Raw genomic sequence first — 16596 nt, 5'->3', positions numbered from 1 at the left:
ATCTGGCAACACTGCTACGCTATGCGGTCATCGCACCCGTCCGGGACCTGTCATGACCGCCCCCTCCGCCCATGCAGCAGACGATGCAGTTCCTGACGCTTCTGACACTTCCGGCGACATTGCCGAGATCCTCGACGTTCTGATTGTCGGCGCCGGGCTGTCCGGCATCGGCGCCGCGCGGCAGCTCCAGCAGCGCTGCCCCGGCAAACGCTACGCCATCCTCGAAGCCCGCGACGCCATCGGCGGCACATGGGACCTGTTCCGCTATCCGGGCATCCGTTCCGATTCCGACATGTACACGCTCGGCTACCGCTTCAAGCCGTGGCGTGGCGCCAAGGCGATTGCCGATGGCCCGTCAATCCTCTCCTATATCCGCGAAACCGCCGACGAAGCCGACATCACCGGAAAGATCCGTTTCGGCCACAAGGTCGTGAGCGCCGCCTGGCACAGTGCCGAGGCATGCTGGACCGTGGAGGCCGAACGTACCGCCGACGGTTCGCGCCAGCGGCTCAAGGCACGGCTGCTCTACGTCTGCGCCGGCTACTACAGCTACGCCGAAGGCCACCGGCCCGACTTCCCCGGCGAAGAAAACTTCCGTGGCAATCTGGTCCATCCGCAGTTCTGGGACCCGTCGATCGATTACGCCGGCAAGCGCGTGGTGGTGATCGGCAGTGGCGCCACGGCGGTCACGCTGGTGCCGGCCATGGCCGAGACGGCGGCACAGGTAACAATGCTGCAGCGCTCGCCCACCTACATCGTGACGCGCCCTGGCGAAGATGCCATCGCCAACCGGCTGCGCAAGCTGCTGCCGGCGCGCGTGGCTTACGGGCTGACGCGCTGGAAAAACGTGCTGCTCGGCATGTTCTTCTTCCAGCTTGCTCGCAGGCGGCCTGCGAAGGTCAAGGAGCGGCTGGTCGGCATGGCCGCCGCCCAGCTCGCACCCGGCTTCGATGTCGATACGCACCTGACGCCGCGCTACAACCCTTGGGACCAGCGCGTGTGTCTGGTGCCCGACGGTGACCTGTTCCGGGCCATCCGCAACGGGCGGGCGTCGATCGTCACGGACCATATCGAGCGATTCGATGCGGACGGCATCGTGCTGAAATCGGGCCAGACACTGCCGGCCGATGTGGTCGTGGTAGCCACCGGCCTGAAGCTGAATATGCTCGGCGACATTGCGCTGACCGTGGACGGCCAGCCGCGCCGCCCATCGGAGTGCCTGGCGTACAAGGGCATGATGCTCGGCAACGTGCCCAATATGGTGCTGGCGTTTGGCTACACCAACGCTTCGTGGACGCTCAAGGCCGACCTCACTGCCGAGTACGTCTGCCGGCTGCTGAAATTCATGGACCGGCGCGGCCATCGCATCGCCATGCCGCAGGTCGATCCCGATGTGCAACGGACGCCGTTCCTCGATTTCACATCGGGCTACGTGCAGCGTGCCGCCGCCGTGCTGCCCCGGCAGGGCGACCGCAAGCCGTGGCGCGTGTATCAGAACTACCTGATGGATATGCTGACCATCAGGCATGGCCGCATCGACGATGGCGTGCTGCGCTTCGATACCGCGCAGGCCGCCCCGCTACCTCACCACGATCCACTCCCAGAGGCGCAATCTTGAAGATCCTGCTTGTCATCGTGATTGTGGGGGCGGTGTTGCTCGCCGCCCTGCTAGCGCTGCTGTTCCTGTTCACTTGGCGCACCGCGCGCAAGATCGAGGCGGCGTTCCCGCCCACGGGCCGCTTTATCGATGTGCCCGGCGCGCGGCTGCATGTGGTCGAGCGCGGCGAGGGCCCGCCGATCCTGCTGGTACACGGGTTGTCGGGCCAACTGGAGAATTTCGGCTACGGCATGATCGCCCCGCTGTCGCGGGACCATCGCGTGATTGCGGTGGATCGTCCGGGCGCGGGCTGGTCCACGCGCCCGGCCGGCGCGCCCGCCGACCTCAAGGCGCAGGCCGATACGTTGGCCGCGCTGATCGACAAGCTGGGGCTGGAGCGTCCGCTGGTCGTCGGTCACTCGCTCGGCGGTGCGATCTCACTGGCACTTGCCACCTATCACCCCGAGCGCGTGGGCGGACTGGCGTTGATCGCGCCGCTGACCCATCCGCCGCAGACGATCTCGCCGGTGTTCAAGGCCATGGCGATGGAAAGCGCCTTCGCGCGCAAGCTGATCGCCTGGACGCTGTTGATTCCAATGTCGATCCGCAATCGCGAACAGGTCATGGATATCGTCTTCGGCCCGGACGCCGTGCCCGAGGATTTTCCAACGCGTGGCGGCGGTTTGCTGGCGCTGCGGCCCGGCCATTTCCTGGGCGCGTCGGAAGATCTGCTCGGCGTGGCACCCAGCCTGCCCCCGCTACTGGCGCGCTATGGCGACCTGCGCGTACCGGTGAGCATCCTGTTTGGCCGCGAGGACCGCATCCTCGATTACCGCGAGAACGGCGAAGCCTTCGTTGCCAAACACCCGGCAACCCGGCTGACATTGGTCTCGGGTGGGCATATGCTGCCGGTGACCGCTGTCGATACCAGCGTCGATTTCGTGCGCACCGCAGCGGCCAGCCTGCGTGAACCGGCCACTGTCTGATTCGCATTGAACATCCACCGAAAGGACCTGCCCATGGCTGCCTCCACCGGTTTCAATCCCTACAGGCGCGACCTGCCTACCGCGTTCCAGGCCATCCGCAAGCTGATGGCCGACGGCAACGACACCGAGCAGGTATTCCGCATCATGCGCGCGCTGAACGGGCCCTCGATGCCGCGCAACTATGGCCGCCTGCTGAGCACGCCCGACGGCCGCCGCATGGCGTACCAGCGGATCGAACTGGCGGAGAAGCTCTCGGACCCAGCCTATATCGCCGCCTTTGCACCGGGCACCGTCGGCGCCGCGTATCGCGCCTTTCTGGAGAAGACTGGCTATAGCGCCGATGGACTGGCGAAGGTCTCGAACCTGAATCAGGAACCGATCGTCGAGGATGCCTATATGTGGTTCGGGCGCCGCACCCGCGACATCCACGATATCTGGCATGTGCTGACGGGTTACCGCGCCGATGAAAGCCTGGGCGAAGCGGCGCTGGTCGCGTTCAGCTACGCGCAGACGGGCGGACAGGGCTGGGCCTTTATCGCGCTGGCCGCCTCGCTGAAAAGCTGGCGCCTGACGCGCAGCCTGGCGTTTGCGCGCGCAGTGCTGGAAGGCTACCGGCTGGGCCGGAATGCAGGCTGGCTGCTGGGGGAGGACTACGAGAAGCTGCTGAACGAGCCGATCGACGCAGCCCGGGCACGGCTGGGGATCGCCCAGCCGGTGAAGTACCTGGCCTGTCATCCCGTGGAGGAATGGTCAGCCTGATCGCCATGTTGCCTGTCACCAACGAAAAAACGGCCCGAGGGCCGTTTTTGTCTTTCTGGCAGGTGCCGAATGCTCAGACGATCGTGCAGGCTTCGTCGAACGACAGGCGCGGCAGGCGCGGATGCAGCTTGTCGGCTTCGCCATAGCCCAGGTTGATCAGGAAGTTGACCGACCATTTGCCGTCCGGGAAGAATGCCGCGTTGAGCTTGTCGGCATCGAAACCGGCCATCGGGCCGCAATCCAGGCCCAGCGCACGCGCGGCCAGGATGAAGTAGCCGCCTTGCAGCGAGCTGTTCATCAGCGCGTCGCGCGCAATCTTGGCGTCGTTGCCGGCGTACCAGGCACGGGCATCGGCATGCGGGAACAGCTTCGGCAGTTGGTCGTGGAAAGCGTTGTCGAAGGCGATGATCGCGGTCACGGGCGCCGAGCGCGTCTTGTCGACGTTGCCAGCCGAGACGCACTCCACCAGGCGAGCCTTCTGCTCGGCCGACTTCACGAACACGATACGGGCCGGCGAACCATTGGCGGCGGTGGGGCCGAACTTCATGGCTTCGTAGATCTGCTTGAGCACGGCGTCGTCGACGTGCTTGTCCTGCCACACGTTGTGGGTGCGTGCTTCAGTGAACAATTGTGCAATCACAGCCTGATCGACGGGTTTCATTGCGCGCTTTCCGGTTTTTATGATGAAAGAAAGCGCGATTGTACCCAAGGCGTTACAGGTGTGCGTGCAGGCCTTCGTCGAAGTCGTTCAATTCCATTCAACCCTCGTCGCTGTCCACCTGTGGCGTGCCGCTGGCGCGACGCGTCAGCCACAGCACGCCCAGCAGGATCAGCGCCCCACCCACGGCCTGGGTCACGCCGATATGCTCGCCTAGCAGCGCTGCGGCAAGCACCACGGTGACTACCGGCTCCAGCGTGGAGAGCATCGACGCCTTGGCCGCGCCCAGTTTCTGCAGTCCAGCGAAGAACGTCATGATGGCCAGCACAGTGGAAACTAACGCAATGGCCAGCAGGGCGAGCCATCCACCTGCGCTGGACGGAAACTGCGGCGGCACGCCTACACTCGTGCGGATCACGCCGATCGTCACATAGACCAGCGCTGCCGCCGAACAGATCACCGTGGTCGTGGCGATGGCATTGACGCCGGCCGTCACGCGAGCGCCCACCACGATGTAGATCGAGTAAATTACCGCCGCCGCCACGCCCAGTGCGATACCCAATGGCGCGCCCTCCCCGCCGCCCACCGTCAGCCCGGCACCCACCGAGCACAGCACTAGCGCGATCACCGAGGTGGTGGTCAGCTTTTCTTTCAGGAAGACCGCCGCCAGCAACGTGACGAACAGCGGATAGAGATAGAGCAGCAGCGCCACGAGACTGGCCTGCGCGTGATTGAGCGCGGTGAAGAAGCAATAGGACTGGCCGACATAGCCTATGCCGCCCATCGCCGCCAGCGCCAGCACGCGGCGCCACGGCGGCAGCGCAATGCCGCGCGTGCGCATCACCACGGCCATCGCCAGCGCCGCCACCACGAATCGCACCGCCAGCAGGCCATAGACATCGGCACCGGCTGCATAGGCAAAGCGCGCGAAGATCGCCATCGCACCGAATGCGGTGGCGGACAGGGCAATCAGCAGCACGCCGGCGAACTTGTCGCGGGCCTGGCCCAGAGGGCCGGTGGCGGAAACGGTCATCGTGGAGGAAAAAGAGCGCGGAACGCTGCATTCTACTGACCCTGCGGGGCGCGCGGCGCATGCCCTACGCACATTCCGGCGCTGACTTACAATAGCGGCCATCATGTTCAATCCCTCAAGAGAAGAAGTCCGCCGTTTCTTCTGCGATGCCTGGCAGAAGCGCGTAGCGGGCAGTGTCCTCACCCCCCTGGAGGCCATCGCCGTCGACTGGATCGACCAGCACCCCGACTACCACGCGCTGCTGACCGATACCGAAGGCGCGCTGACGCGCGATTACGCGCCCGAAGGCGGCCAAACCAATCCGTTCCTGCACCTGGCGATGCACCTGTCGATCTCCGAACAGGTGTCGATCGACCAGCCGCCGGGCATCCGTGGCGCCTACGAGGCGTTGAGCCGTAGGCTCGACTCGCCGCACGAGGCGCAGCACCAGATCATGGAAGCCCTCGGCCAGATGCTCTGGAATGCCCAGCGCAATGGGATGCCTCCGGACGGCCAGGCATACGTCGACGACATCCTGCGACGCGCCCGGGGCTGATTCTGCGTCTGACACACGGCGCCGTGCAGTAATCGACACTGCGCGGCATCAATACCAGACAACGCCTGACAAGAGCGCTCGGCAGCACGTGCTAGGCTTGCCGGCATCTTGTTCCTGTTGCGCCGCATCACCGGCAAGCGCGCATTCCTTGCGTGGCCGGCGCGGCGCTCCCTGCCCATGCTCTGCTCCGCTGCTGTCCGCGCCGGCTCGCGCCGCGCGGCTTTCCCCTCCCTGCGCTATGCATCGGCCATTGCCGGCGCCCTGCTGCTCTGTTCGCCGCTGGCGGCCCACAGCGCCGTGGCACTGCTGCAGCCGCCGCGTGCCATCGATGGCACGAAGCCCCTGACACTGACGCTGCTCATCACTGCCGACGACGACACGCGCCGCTATGCCGTGCCCGATACGCTACAGGTGACTGCCGTGGGCGACCTGGCCGCCCCGGTGCGGATGGAGTTGAAGCGTGTGGGCAAGGGGCCGGAGATTCTGAACCTGCGGCGCGGTGAAAACCGCACAGTCAGCTACGCGGCCGACTGGCCCGCAGGCATGCGCGGCATGGTGAGGCTGGACGTGGCGGGCATCGACGCCGCGCCCGTCACCATCACGCTGAACCGCGCGCCGTTGCCGGGCGAGGCCACTCCCACCGCGCCTCTGGTCGTCGCCAAGCCGGCCGCCACGCCCGATACCGAGCCGACCACTGCGGAACGGGACCTGGCCAATGCCCAGGGCACGCCAACGACAGCGCCCGTCACGCCTGTGGTATCCACCGCCGACGGTGCTACCACCGGTCCGGTACCGGCCGATCTTCGCGACTCCCAGCGTCTGGCGTTCAACGAGCCGATGTACCTGATGATCGGCGCGCACGACGGTGCCAACGCCAAGTTCCAGATCAGCTTCCGCTACCGGATTTTCGAAGGCGAGAACCCGAATTCGAAGTCGGTACTAGACAACCTGTACTTCGCATACACGCAGTTCTCGCTTTGGGACCTGGCCGCCGCATCCAAGCCGTTCAAGGACACCAACTACCGGCCCAGCCTGTATTACTACCTGTCCGATACCGGCGTGAAGAACAGCGTGATCAGCCGCCTGTCGATCGCCACCGGCTTCGAGCACGAATCCAATGGCCGCGACGGCGACGACTCGCGCGCGGTCAACACCCTGTTCATCAAACCGACGATGTACTTCGGCGACCAGACCGACTGGCACTGGCGCGTGACGCCCAAGGTGTACGGGTATGTGGGCAAGAGCGACAACGAGGACATCGCCCACTATCGTGGCTACATGGACCTGAACATCGCCTATGGCCGCCCAGACTCGTGGGAACTCTCCACCACGCTGCGCAAGGGCACGCGCAAGGGCTACGGCAGTGTCGACGCCCAGCTCACCTATCCGCTGTCGCGGCTGCTGCCGGGTACAGCCGGCTACCTGATGGCAGGCTATTTCTATGGATATGGCGAGAGCCTGCTGTACTACAACCAGAAAACCCCTTGGCAATTCCGCCTGGGCTACGCACTGTCCCGCTGAGTTTATCCGGCGAGCGGTTTCCCTTCTGCCTTCAGCCGCGCATTGCCCACCGCCGCCGCGAACTGGCCATGACCGTGCCAGCCCGTGGCGCGGCCCAGTTTCTTGCCCTTGTGGAAGAACATGAACACTGGAATGCCGTGCAGGCCGAAGCGGCGGCCCAGTTCGGGGTGCGCGTAGACGTTGGTGTGCAGCCAGCGCAGGTTCAGCGCGCGGATCGGCTCGGGATTGGCGAGGATCGCCTTCTTTGCCATTTCGCAGTTAAAGCAATCCACACCCCAGAAGAACACGCAGACGAGATCGTCTCCGCTGGCGGCGATTTCCGCATCGATGGTGGACGGGTCCACTTCCTGCATGGCCAGCGCCTCGAAGGCGCGGTGATCCAGATGGGGGGCCGGTGCGTCAGACATCTACATTCTCCAGACACGACAACGCCCGGCAACCTTGCGGCCACCGGGCGTGTGTTTGCTACATGATCCTGCGGAAACTCGGACTCAGCGCGGAGCCGAAACGGTCACCAGCGCCGGGCGCAGCACGCGATCCGAGATCGTATAGCCACGTTGCAGCACGCTGACCACGGTGTTCGGTTCCTGCTCGGACGGGACCATCGAAATGGCCTGGTGGCGATGCGGATCAAAGCGCTCACCGACCGGGTTCAACTCGACGATCTTGCCGCGCTCGAAGGCCGCTGCCAGTTGGCGGGCGGTCAGTTCCACGCCTTCGCGCAGCTTGGCCACATCGCCGCTGTTGTCGGCCAGCGCGGCCTGCAGGCTGTCCATCACGGGCACGAGGTTGTCGGCAAAGCTCTCGATGGCGTACTTGTGTGCCTTCGAGACTTCGTCCTGGGAGCGGCGGCGGATGTTCTCGCCTTCCGCCGTGGCGCGCAGGAACATGTCGTAGTGTTCCTTGGCCTTGGCCTCCAGGTCGGCCACCTGCTGGGCCAGGCGTGCCACATCATCGGCACCGGCTGCGGCAGCTTCGGGCGCCTGCGTGCGGGCGGCCTCGTCGGCCGGCGGCTGCATGTTCGGATTCGGCGTCAGATTCTGTTCTTCCATGTCGATTCGTATCAAAGCTAAAAACGCGGCCCATCTGCGGTAACGACAGGCCGAGGGGGTTCGGATGCCCGGTTCGGGATCAACAGGCAAGTCTAGCCGCACTTGGCGGCACCACTCCAGTTTTTCAAGAGTGGACATTCAGAGACGCCGAAATACGCCGTTACAAAGAGCGGTTTCATGAGATCGAGTGTTCATTGCCTTGCTGCATCGCAATGACTAAGATTCATGCAGTAAAAATGACAAAAATAACGGGAGCCGGAGGTGGATCCATTCGATGCATCCTTGGGACGCTTCACCATGCACAAGCTGCCAGTCGTGACCGTATGCCTGATCGCCGCGCTATCGGCGATGACGGTCTTCATCTGCCTGTCGGAAGCGGTGGGTCCTCGCGACACCGAGTATGGCAGCGGCAAGGCCGTGTTCAAACACTACCTCGTCCACTACGTACGCTGATTTTTCCCGGATTACCGTGGCGACCTGGGCTGGCTCAATGACGAAAATCGTCAATCCGACGGCGGTCGCGCTTGGTTGGGCGGCCCTGTAGCTGGGCGGCCGGCTCAGGCTGCAGCCGGCGTGTTTCGGCCTCTTTCTGGCGCCGGGTCTGGCTTTCCGGCGTTTCCTCGTAGGTGGTCTGAGCAATCGGCGCCGCGCCCCGCGAAGCCGGAATCCCCTTCACCATCACTTCCCAGCGCTGCTGGTGCGCCTCCAGCACGACCGCATCGCCGGGCTTGATTTCGCGCGAATTCTTGACGGGCTGGCCGTTCACCGTGACCTTGCCGCGCTCCACCGCCTCGGCTGCCAGCGAGCGCGTCTTGAAGAATCGCGCACACCAGAGCCATTTGTCGATGCGCATCCGCGCACTGCTTTCGAAATCCACTTGCATGACTTCCCTCCTGCTCAGCCCGCCGCGCCGCGCGCATGGGCCCGGCTACGGCGCGCATCGAGTTCATGCGCATGCAACGCCGTCAGAGGCCAACCCTGAAGATGTTGCAGGGCAATATCCGCCAGACCGGCAATCCACACCTCCGAATCATTCATGCATGGAATGAAATGGAAGTCGTTGCCGCCCGCCACCCGGAACTCGGTCTGCCCCTCCATGGCGATCTCCTCCAGCGTCTCGATGCAGTCTGCCGGAAACCCAGGGCAGAACACATCCACCCGCTGCGTACCCACTTTGCCTAGTTCGGCCAGCGTCGGCGCGGTATAGGGTTGCAGCCACTCCGCCTTGCCGAAACGCGACTGGAACGTCACCTGATACTGTCCCGGCTGCAAGCCCAGCGCCTCGCCCAGCAGGCGGCCGGTCTTCAGGCATTCGCAGTGATAGGGGTCCCCGAGGTCCAGCAGTCGCCGGGGCAGGCCGTGGAAGGACAGGATCAGGCGGTCACCCTGCGCGAAATCGGGCACGCCGTGCTGGCGCCAGTAGGCCCGCACCTGCTCGTTGAGCGCGCGAATATAGGCTGGATGATCGTGAAAGTGCTTCACAAGCCGGATTTCGGGCTGATTGCGCCATCCCGCCAGGACACGGAACACTTCGTCGAACGCCGTGGCCGTGGTGGTGCCCGAGTACTGGGGATATAGCGGCAGCAGCAGGATCTGCTCCGTGCCCTGCCGGCGCAGCGCCTCCATCACCGATTCGATCGACGGATTGCCGTAGCGCATGGCGCAGGCCACGGTCACCTCATGGCCCAGCTTCTGCATCAGCAGTTGCAGCGCATGGGCCTGCCGTTCGGTGTGGACCAGCAACGGGGAGCCGGTCATATGGGCTTCGCGCAGCCAGATCGACTCATATTTCATGGCCGAGGCGCGCGAACGGAACGGCAGGATCACCCCGTGCAGGATGGGCAGCCACGCCAGCCGCGGGATTTCCACCACGCGGGGATCGGACAGGAAGGCTTTCAGGTAGCGCCCCACCGCCTTGGGCGTGGGCGCATCGGGGGTGCCGAGGTTGATCAGCAGGATTGCGGTGCGCGGCGACTGGCCGTGCTGGTATGCCGGTTCAGGCGAAAACGTCATGGGGTGTCCGATTACAACTCCGGGAGCGCCGGGCGATGCCGTGCGAAAGGCTCAAGTCTGATTCTGGCTAAGCGCGCTGGAGAGCAGCCGCGCCGTGATATCGACGATGGGGATCACACGTTCGTACGCCATGCGGGTGGGGCCGATCACGCCGAGCGTGCCGACGATCTGGCCGTCCACCTCGTACGGCGCAGTGATCACGGCCATGTCCTCGATCGGCACCAACTGGCTTTCTCCGCCGATGAAGATCTGCACGCCCTGCGCGTGGCTGGAGACGTCCAGCAATTGCAGCAGGCTGGTCTTGTGCTCGAAGACATCGAACAGCCGGCGCAGCTTGTCCATGCTCGACGACAGGTCCTCCACCTCCAGCAGCTTGCGCTCGCCGGAGATGAACACTTGCTCGTTGTTGTCCTCCGCCATCGCGCTGCTACCCGCCTCTACGGCGGCCTGCATCAGCGATGACATGTCACGGCGCAACGCCTGCAACTCCACGCGCAGGTGATCGCGCACCGAGTCGAAGCTCATGCCCGCATAGTGCGCGTTGAAGAAATTGGCGGCCTCGATCAGTTGGGCCGGGGTATAGGACAGCTCGGTCTGGATGATCCGGTTCTGGACGTCACCTTCCGGGCTGACGATGATCAGCAGGATGCGCTTATCCGACAACCGCATGAATTCGACCTGCCGGAACGATTGTGCGCGCCGGGGCGTCATCACCACGCCGGCGAACTGCGACAGGTTCGACAAGGTGTGCGCAGCCGCCGTGATCATGCGCTGGGGTCCAAGCTGCTGGTTGGCCATCTGGCCCTGGATCTGGTCCTTGAGGCCGGCCAGTTCGGCGGGCAGCACCACTTCGCCGTCCAGCGGGCGCGCGGTCAGCATCGCATCGACGAACAGACGATAGCCGCGCGGCGTGGGAATGCGGCCCGCAGACGTGTGCGGGCTGGCGATGAAACCCATTTCCTCGAGGTCCGACATCACATTGCGGATGGTAGCCGGCGACAGGTCCAGCCCCGAGTATCGCGAAAGGGTGCGGGAACCGACCGGCTGCCCTTCGGCGATGTAGCGCTCGATCAGGGTCTTGAGAAGCGTTTTAGAACGTTCGTCCATGATGCCCCGATTCTAATCAAAACTGCGCCGTTCGGGCGGCGTCGCGAGCGCCCACGCCCCGAGGCTGACAATGGTCATGCCGGTATGGTCTAATCCCGCCATGTCTGCCCCCTCAAAGACCAGCGCCCCGCGCGCGCCGTTCAAGACCGTCGCCCTGGTGGGCCGGCATTCGACCGCCGGTATCGAAGGCCCCCTGGAGGAATTGGCGTCCTGTATTTTGCGCAATGGCCAGGATGTGGTGTTCGAGCGCGAGACCGCGCTGGCCACCGGCCTGACCGGCTACCCCGTGCTCACGCCCGAGGAAATTGGCCGCGAGGCCGACGTCGCCGTGGTGCTTGGTGGCGACGGCACGTTGCTCGGCCTGGCGCGCCAGCTGGCCGGCCACGATGTGCCCGTCATCGGCGTGAACCACGGCCGGCTGGGCTTCATGACCGACATCCCTCTGGAGGACGTCACCACCGCCCTGCCTGAAATGCTGTCCGGCCGCTACGAGGCCGAGTCGCGGATGCTGCTCGAATCGCGCGTGATCCGCGACGATACGGTGATTTTCTCCGCGTTGGCGTTCAACGACGTGGTGGTGAACCGTTCGGGTATCTCCGGGATGGTGGAGCTGGCGGTCTCGGTCGATGGCAACTTCATGTACAACCAGCGTTCGGACGGCTTGATCGTATCCACGCCCACCGGCTCCACCGCCTACGCGCTGGCCGCTGGCGGCCCGATCCTGCATCCCACGCTGTCCGGCATGGTGCTGGTGCCGATTGCCGCGCACGCACTGTCCAACCGCCCCATCGTATTGCCGCACGATGCCGAGGTCACCATCGAGGTGGCCAGCGCGCGCGATGTCAGTGTCAACTTCGACATGCAGTCTCTGGCGTCGCTGCTGCCTGGGGACCGCATCGTCGTGCGTCGCTCGGCCAAGACCGTGAGCCTGCTGCACCCGGTGGGGTACAACTACTACGCCACGCTGCGCAAGAAGCTGCACTGGCACGAATACCCGACCGAGGACAACCGGCTCTGAGCCGATGCCTCCGGTTCTCCCGTCCAACTCGCCGAATCCTCTACCCAGTTCATAGACGCCCAAGATGCTGCGCAGCCTGTCCATCCGCGATTTTGTCATCGTCGACACCCTCGACCTCGACTTCTCGACCGGCTTCACCGTGTTCACGGGCGAGACCGGCGCGGGCAAGTCGATCCTGATCGATGCGCTGGCGCTGGTGCTGGGCGAGCGTGCCGACGCTGGCATCGTCCGGGAAGGCGCGACCCGCGCGGGTATCGGCGCCACCTTCCGCACGCATCCCGCGCTGGACGCCTGGCTGGCCGAGCGCGAACTGGCTGGCGACGACGATTCGGTACTGCTGCGCCGGACGGTCGATGCCAGCGGACGCAGCAAGGCGTTCATCAATGGCGCCGCCGCTACGCTGGCCCAGTTACGCGAGGTAGGCGATCAACTCGTGGACATTCACGGCCAGCACGCCCACCAGCAGTTGCTGCGCCCGGACGCCCAGCGTCATCTCTTCGATGCCCACGCCGGACTGAGCGAGCAGGCCGCTGCCGTGGCCGAATCCTGGCGCGCCTGGCGCGTCTGCGTGAAACAGCGAGAGGCCGTGGAGCACCAGTCGCGCGAGATGCAACTGGAACGCGAACGGCTCGAATGGCAGGTCGGCGAACTCGACAAGCTGGCGCCGCAGCCGGGCGAGTGGGACGAGATCCAGTCCGAGTACAACCGCCTTTCGCACGCTGCCGGCCTGATCGACGGCAGCCGCGCCGCGCTCGATGCGCTCTCCGAATCCGATGGTGCCGTAGCCTCGGTGCTCAATGGCGTGGTCCAGCGGTTGCAACAACTGGCGGATGTCGATGTCGCGCTGCGCGATGTTCTGGCCGCACTTGAACCTGCGCTGGTGCAGGTGGAGGAAGCCGCGCACTCGCTGAATCGGTATGTCGACCGGCTCGAACTCGATCCCGAACGCCTGCAGGCCGTGGAAGCACGGATGCAGGCGCTGCACACCACCGCGCGCAAGTACCGGCTACCGCCCGAGCAGTTGGCCGACGAACTGCTGGCGCGCAAGCAGCAGCTCGACGACCTGCAGGCCGCGCAGGACATCAACAAGGTGCTGGCTCGCGAAGCTGCCGCGCGCGCTGCCTACCTGACGCTGGCCAAGCATCTGTCCGCCGCGCGCAAGGTGGCCGCCGACGCGCTGTCCAGGGCCGTGACCGAGGCGATGCAGGGCCTGTCGATGGCGGGCGGCACGTTCGCCGTGGCGCTGCATCCGCTGGAAGAAGGCCAGAGCCACGGCCTGGAACAGGTGGAATTCCTCGTCGCCGGCCATGCCGGTGTCAGCGCACGTCCGCTGGCACGCGTGGCGTCGGGCGGCGAGCTCGCACGGATCAGCCTGGCCATCTCGGTGATCACCAGCGAAGCGGCCCCCACTCCAACGCTGATTTTCGACGAGGTGGATACCGGCATCGGCGGCGCCGTGGCCGAAGTCGTGGGCCGGCGCCTGCAGGAACTGGGCCGCGCTCGACAGGTGCTCTGCGTGACCCATCTGCCGCAGGTGGCCGCGCAAGCCGGCGCCCACCTGCTGGTCAGCAAGGAAAGCCGCGAGGACAAGGAAGGCGCGGTCACGCGCTCGAAGATCCGCGCGCTGGACGCCGATGGCCGCATCCAGGAAACCGCGCGCATGCTGGGCGGTGCGACCGTGACCGCGACGACCCTCCAGCACGCAGAGGAAATGTTGACGCAGGGCGCGCGCGCTGCGGCCCAGGCCGCCAACGCATCCCGCGAAGGCAGCGGCAAGAAGCCGCGCCGGGCGGCCGGCTGAGTCCGGCGGCATGCAATCCGAACACAGGAGTTTCAAACCGATGACCCATGGCAAGCTGCCATCGTTTTCCCGCCAGTTCTCGCGCACGGTAGCTACGGCCGCCTTCGCCGCGCTGGCCATGACCGCCATCTCGGGCTGCGCATCGGAGTCGAAGTCGTTCGCACCGCCGCGCGGTGCCCTCACCAACGACCGCGCGCTGGGCGACATCCTCGTCAAGTTCACGCCACCTGACGTGATGTTGTCCGAAGATGCCGGCAAGCTGCTGGCGGCTATCGAAGGTCCCGCACGTTACGTCGTGAAGCGACCCATGTCCGGTGGCGTGTGGCTGATCACTGCCATCACGACCTCCGGCGATGTGACGATGGATCAGGCCGTGGCGACGCTGAAGGCAGCACCCCGTATCGAATCGGCCACGCCGGACCGCATGCTGAAGCCACACCGGGCACGTCCGACCGGACGAGACATGCCATCCGACATACCGGCCAATTAATCTGCATCCTAAGGTTGGGGTGCCAGATTGCCGATAGCGACGGGTAGCCAACGATGGCTGTCCGCCGCCACTGGAAAGAATGAGCAGGTGCAGTACCGGTATTCCTTAGCAGTTCGTTTCATGCGATCTCCCCAGGAGCCTTGATGCCGTACGAGCCGTCCAATTTCCTTCCGAGGTCCATGCTGCCGGCCCTGCTGCTGGCATTCGGCACCATGCTGGGCCTCCCTTCCGCCGTGCACGCGCAGGCTGATTCCGGCGCCACGGTTCGCCCCACGCCACCGGCTTCCCGATTTACCGGCAACTACATCGTGCGCTGGCGCGATGGCAGCCAGACCGTGGGCACCCAGGCCGACACCACCCGCATGAAGCGCGTGGAATCCAATACGGGGCTGGCCCTCTCGGTCAAGCGGCCGATGGCCGGGACGCTGCAACTGCTGACCGTCAAGGACACGCGAGGCGACGGGCCCGAGGCAGTGGCCAGGCGCCTGCGCAACGATCCGCGCGTGGCCGATGCCGTGCCCGATCGCTGGCTGCAGTTGCACGACACCGTCCCCAACGATACGGAATTCGCCACCAACCAGCGCTACCTCGGCCCGCCCTCGGTGCTGACCGGCGCCGCCAACCTGCCGCGCGCCTGGGATCGCTCTCGCGGCAGCAGCAATATCGTGATCGCCGTGGTGGATACCGGCATCCTGCCCCACCCCGACCTGGCCGGCCGGACCGTGGCGGGCTACGACTTCATCAGCAGCACGACCGTGTCGGTGGACGGCGACGGCCGCGACAGCGACCCGACCGATCCGGGCGATTACGTGCCCACCGGCACCACGTGCTCGGACGGCAGCGGCGCGGCCAACAGCACGTGGCACGGCACACGCGTGGCCGGCGTCCTGGGCGCGGCCACCAATAACGCCCTGGGCATTGCCGGGGTGGACTGGACGGCCCGGATCCAGCCGGTACGTGTGTCGGGGCGCTGCGGCGCCCTGCTCTCGGATACCGTCGACGGCATGCGCTGGGCGGGCGGCCTGACCGTGCCCGGCGTCCCGGCCAACGCGACACCGGCCAAGATCGTCAACATCAGCCTTGGCGGCGGCAGTTGCTCGTCGATCGAACAGCAGGCCGTCAACGATCTCAACGCGGCCGGCGTGGTCGTAGTGGCGGCGGCAGGCAATTCAGCTGGCGCGGTCGAGGCGCCGGGCGACTGCAGCGGTGTCATCACCGTCACCGCGCACGCCAGCGACGGCGAGAACGCCAGCTATGCGAACGTGGGCCCGCAGGTCGCACTGAGCGCACCGGGGGGCGGCTGCGGCAACTCCAAGGTCATCACGTCGGGTGGCACCACCACCTGCGCCTCCACCACGCCGCTCTACATCACCACGCTGACCAATGCCGGCGCGGCATCACCGGGTGCGTACGCGATCTCCTACACCTCGGCGGGCACCAGCTTCGCCGCACCGATGGTCTCGGGCGTCGCCGCGATGATGCTGGCCGTCAATCCCGCCCTGACCCCGGCCCAGGTCACCGCCGTGCTGAAATCCTCGGCACGCGCGCATCCCGCCAATACGTATTGCACGGCTTCAGGGAACTCCGGGAAATGCGGCGCCGGCTTGCTCGACGCCGACGCTGCGCTGGTGCTGGCGCCGAACCCGCCTGCTACGGCAAGCACGGCGACCTCATCCGGTAGCGGAGATACCAGTGGAGGTGGTGGAGGTGGTGGCGGTGCATTCGCACCGTGGAGTGCGATGGTGTTGCTGGGGATTGGGTTCGTGGGCTTCGTGACGCGGCGGCGGGGGTAGTCGATCAGCTTTCGATCCCGATCGCTGCGTCGCTCCCCTCTGCCGCCGGTCTTGCTCCCCTCTCCCACTTGTGGGAGAGGGGAGCAAACCAGTGGGAGAGGGGGAAACAATTGTTGGCTCAGGGGCCTGTCAGGAATTTTGTGTGTAGGGCATAACATGTCGTTAAGGAGCATGTATGCCACGCAAACCGAAAGCCCCATTGCGGGAATTGCCCGCCATCCCGAAGGAATTAA

At 65.5% G+C, this 16596-nt stretch carries 17 protein-coding genes; 10 read left to right on the top strand and 7 right to left on the bottom strand.

Features of this window, described 5'->3' with window-relative positions; translation table 11 throughout:
• Nucleotides 1–52 precede the first annotated feature (52 nt).
• From FFS21_RS21730 to FFS21_RS21720, 3 genes are read left to right on the top strand one after another with little or no spacing between them, the layout of a single operon-like run.
• On the top strand, nt 53–1618 hold the full coding sequence (locus FFS21_RS21730) for a flavin-containing monooxygenase (RefSeq protein WP_137926795.1): 1566 nt from the start codon (nt 53–55) through the stop codon (nt 1616–1618).
• Complete coding sequence (locus tag FFS21_RS21725; protein WP_502705190.1) at nt 1615–2583, top strand: alpha/beta fold hydrolase; 969 nt, start codon at nt 1615–1617, stop codon at nt 2581–2583. Before FFS21_RS21730 ends, FFS21_RS21725 begins: the two co-directional genes overlap by 4 nt.
• Nucleotides 2584–2616: 33 nt before the next feature.
• Nucleotides 2617–3342 (top strand): Coq4 family protein, encoded by a 726-nt coding sequence (locus FFS21_RS21720; RefSeq protein WP_137926794.1) that lies wholly within the window; start codon nt 2617–2619, stop codon nt 3340–3342.
• Between the two features lie 73 nt (nt 3343–3415).
• On the opposite strand, the gene FFS21_RS21715 is transcribed toward FFS21_RS21720, so the two are convergent.
• Both FFS21_RS21715 and FFS21_RS21710 read right to left on the bottom strand, forming a co-directional pair.
• A complete protein-coding gene (locus FFS21_RS21715; RefSeq protein ID WP_137926793.1) occupies nt 3416–4003 on the bottom strand; it encodes a malonic semialdehyde reductase in 588 nt (195 codons plus the stop codon).
• 97 nt (nt 4004–4100) lie between these two features.
• Nucleotides 4101–5033, bottom strand: coding sequence for a DMT family transporter (locus FFS21_RS21710; RefSeq protein ID WP_137926792.1), 933 nt, complete (start codon nt 5031–5033; stop codon nt 4101–4103).
• A gap of 103 nt (nt 5034–5136) precedes the next feature.
• Here FFS21_RS21710 and FFS21_RS21705 point away from each other — a divergent pair, with 103 nt between their 5' ends.
• Nucleotides 5137–5568: a DUF1841 family protein gene (locus tag FFS21_RS21705; protein ID WP_137926791.1), complete on the top strand. Its 432-nt coding sequence runs from the start codon at nt 5137–5139 to the stop codon at nt 5566–5568.
• 177 nt (nt 5569–5745) lie between these two features.
• Nucleotides 5746–7089, top strand: a complete 1344-nt coding sequence (locus tag FFS21_RS21700) for a phospholipase A (RefSeq protein ID WP_137926826.1) — start codon at nt 5746–5748, stop codon at nt 7087–7089.
• A gap of 2 nt (nt 7090–7091) precedes the next feature.
• Here FFS21_RS21700 and FFS21_RS21695 read toward each other — a convergent pair whose 3' ends face one another.
• Nucleotides 7092–7496 carry a thioredoxin family protein gene (locus tag FFS21_RS21695; RefSeq protein WP_137926790.1) on the bottom strand — a complete coding sequence of 135 codons (405 nt, stop codon included), beginning with the start codon at nt 7494–7496 and terminating at the stop codon, nt 7092–7094.
• An 84-nt stretch (nt 7497–7580) separates the two neighbouring features.
• Nucleotides 7581–8141, bottom strand: coding sequence for a nucleotide exchange factor GrpE (gene grpE / locus FFS21_RS21690; protein WP_137926789.1), 561 nt, complete (start codon nt 8139–8141; stop codon nt 7581–7583).
• A gap of 261 nt (nt 8142–8402) precedes the next feature.
• On the opposite strand from grpE, the gene FFS21_RS21685 reads away from it, so the two are divergent.
• A complete protein-coding gene (locus FFS21_RS21685) occupies nt 8403–8594 on the top strand; it encodes a hypothetical protein (RefSeq protein ID WP_137926788.1) in 192 nt (63 codons plus the stop codon).
• Between the two features lie 34 nt (nt 8595–8628).
• Here FFS21_RS21685 and FFS21_RS21680 read toward each other — a convergent pair whose 3' ends face one another.
• The 3 genes from FFS21_RS21680 to hrcA are packed head-to-tail and all read right to left on the bottom strand — an operon-like array spanning nt 8629 to nt 11261.
• Entirely contained in the window at nt 8629–9024 is a 396-nt protein-coding gene (locus tag FFS21_RS21680) for an RNA-binding S4 domain-containing protein (protein WP_137926787.1), read from the bottom strand.
• Nucleotides 9025–9038: 14 nt separating this feature from the next.
• Nucleotides 9039–10154, bottom strand: a complete 1116-nt coding sequence (gene hemH, locus FFS21_RS21675; RefSeq protein WP_137926786.1) for a ferrochelatase — start codon at nt 10152–10154, stop codon at nt 9039–9041.
• Nucleotides 10155–10205: 51 nt separating this feature from the next.
• The gene (gene hrcA / locus FFS21_RS21670; RefSeq protein WP_137926785.1) at nt 10206–11261 is read right to left on the bottom strand and encodes a heat-inducible transcriptional repressor HrcA; all 1056 of its coding nucleotides are present in this window, start codon (nt 11259–11261) and stop codon (nt 10206–10208) included.
• A gap of 100 nt (nt 11262–11361) precedes the next feature.
• Between hrcA and FFS21_RS21665 the strand changes: the two genes are divergently transcribed.
• The 4 genes from FFS21_RS21665 to FFS21_RS21650 all read left to right on the top strand — a co-directional run bounded on the left by FFS21_RS21665 (nt 11362) and on the right by FFS21_RS21650 (nt 16363).
• Nucleotides 11362–12279 (top strand): NAD kinase, encoded by a 918-nt coding sequence (locus tag FFS21_RS21665; RefSeq protein WP_137926784.1) that lies wholly within the window; start codon nt 11362–11364, stop codon nt 12277–12279.
• Between the two features lie 64 nt (nt 12280–12343).
• Nucleotides 12344–14080 (top strand): DNA repair protein RecN, encoded by a 1737-nt coding sequence (recN, locus tag FFS21_RS21660; RefSeq protein WP_137926783.1) that lies wholly within the window; start codon nt 12344–12346, stop codon nt 14078–14080.
• A gap of 40 nt (nt 14081–14120) precedes the next feature.
• Nucleotides 14121–14570, top strand: coding sequence for a hypothetical protein (locus tag FFS21_RS21655; protein WP_137926782.1), 450 nt, complete (start codon nt 14121–14123; stop codon nt 14568–14570).
• Nucleotides 14571–14713: 143 nt separating this feature from the next.
• Complete coding sequence (locus FFS21_RS21650) at nt 14714–16363, top strand: rhombosortase-dependent MprA family serine protease (protein WP_249359543.1); 1650 nt, start codon at nt 14714–14716, stop codon at nt 16361–16363.
• The last annotated feature ends 233 nt before the right edge of the window (nt 16364–16596 follow it).

This window comes from Cupriavidus sp. 2SB (assembly GCF_005503625.1).
Classification (GTDB): domain Bacteria; phylum Pseudomonadota; class Gammaproteobacteria; order Burkholderiales; family Burkholderiaceae; genus Cupriavidus.
The sequence above is the reverse complement of the archived record's forward strand: the minus strand, read 5'-3'. Positions and strand labels throughout refer to the sequence as shown.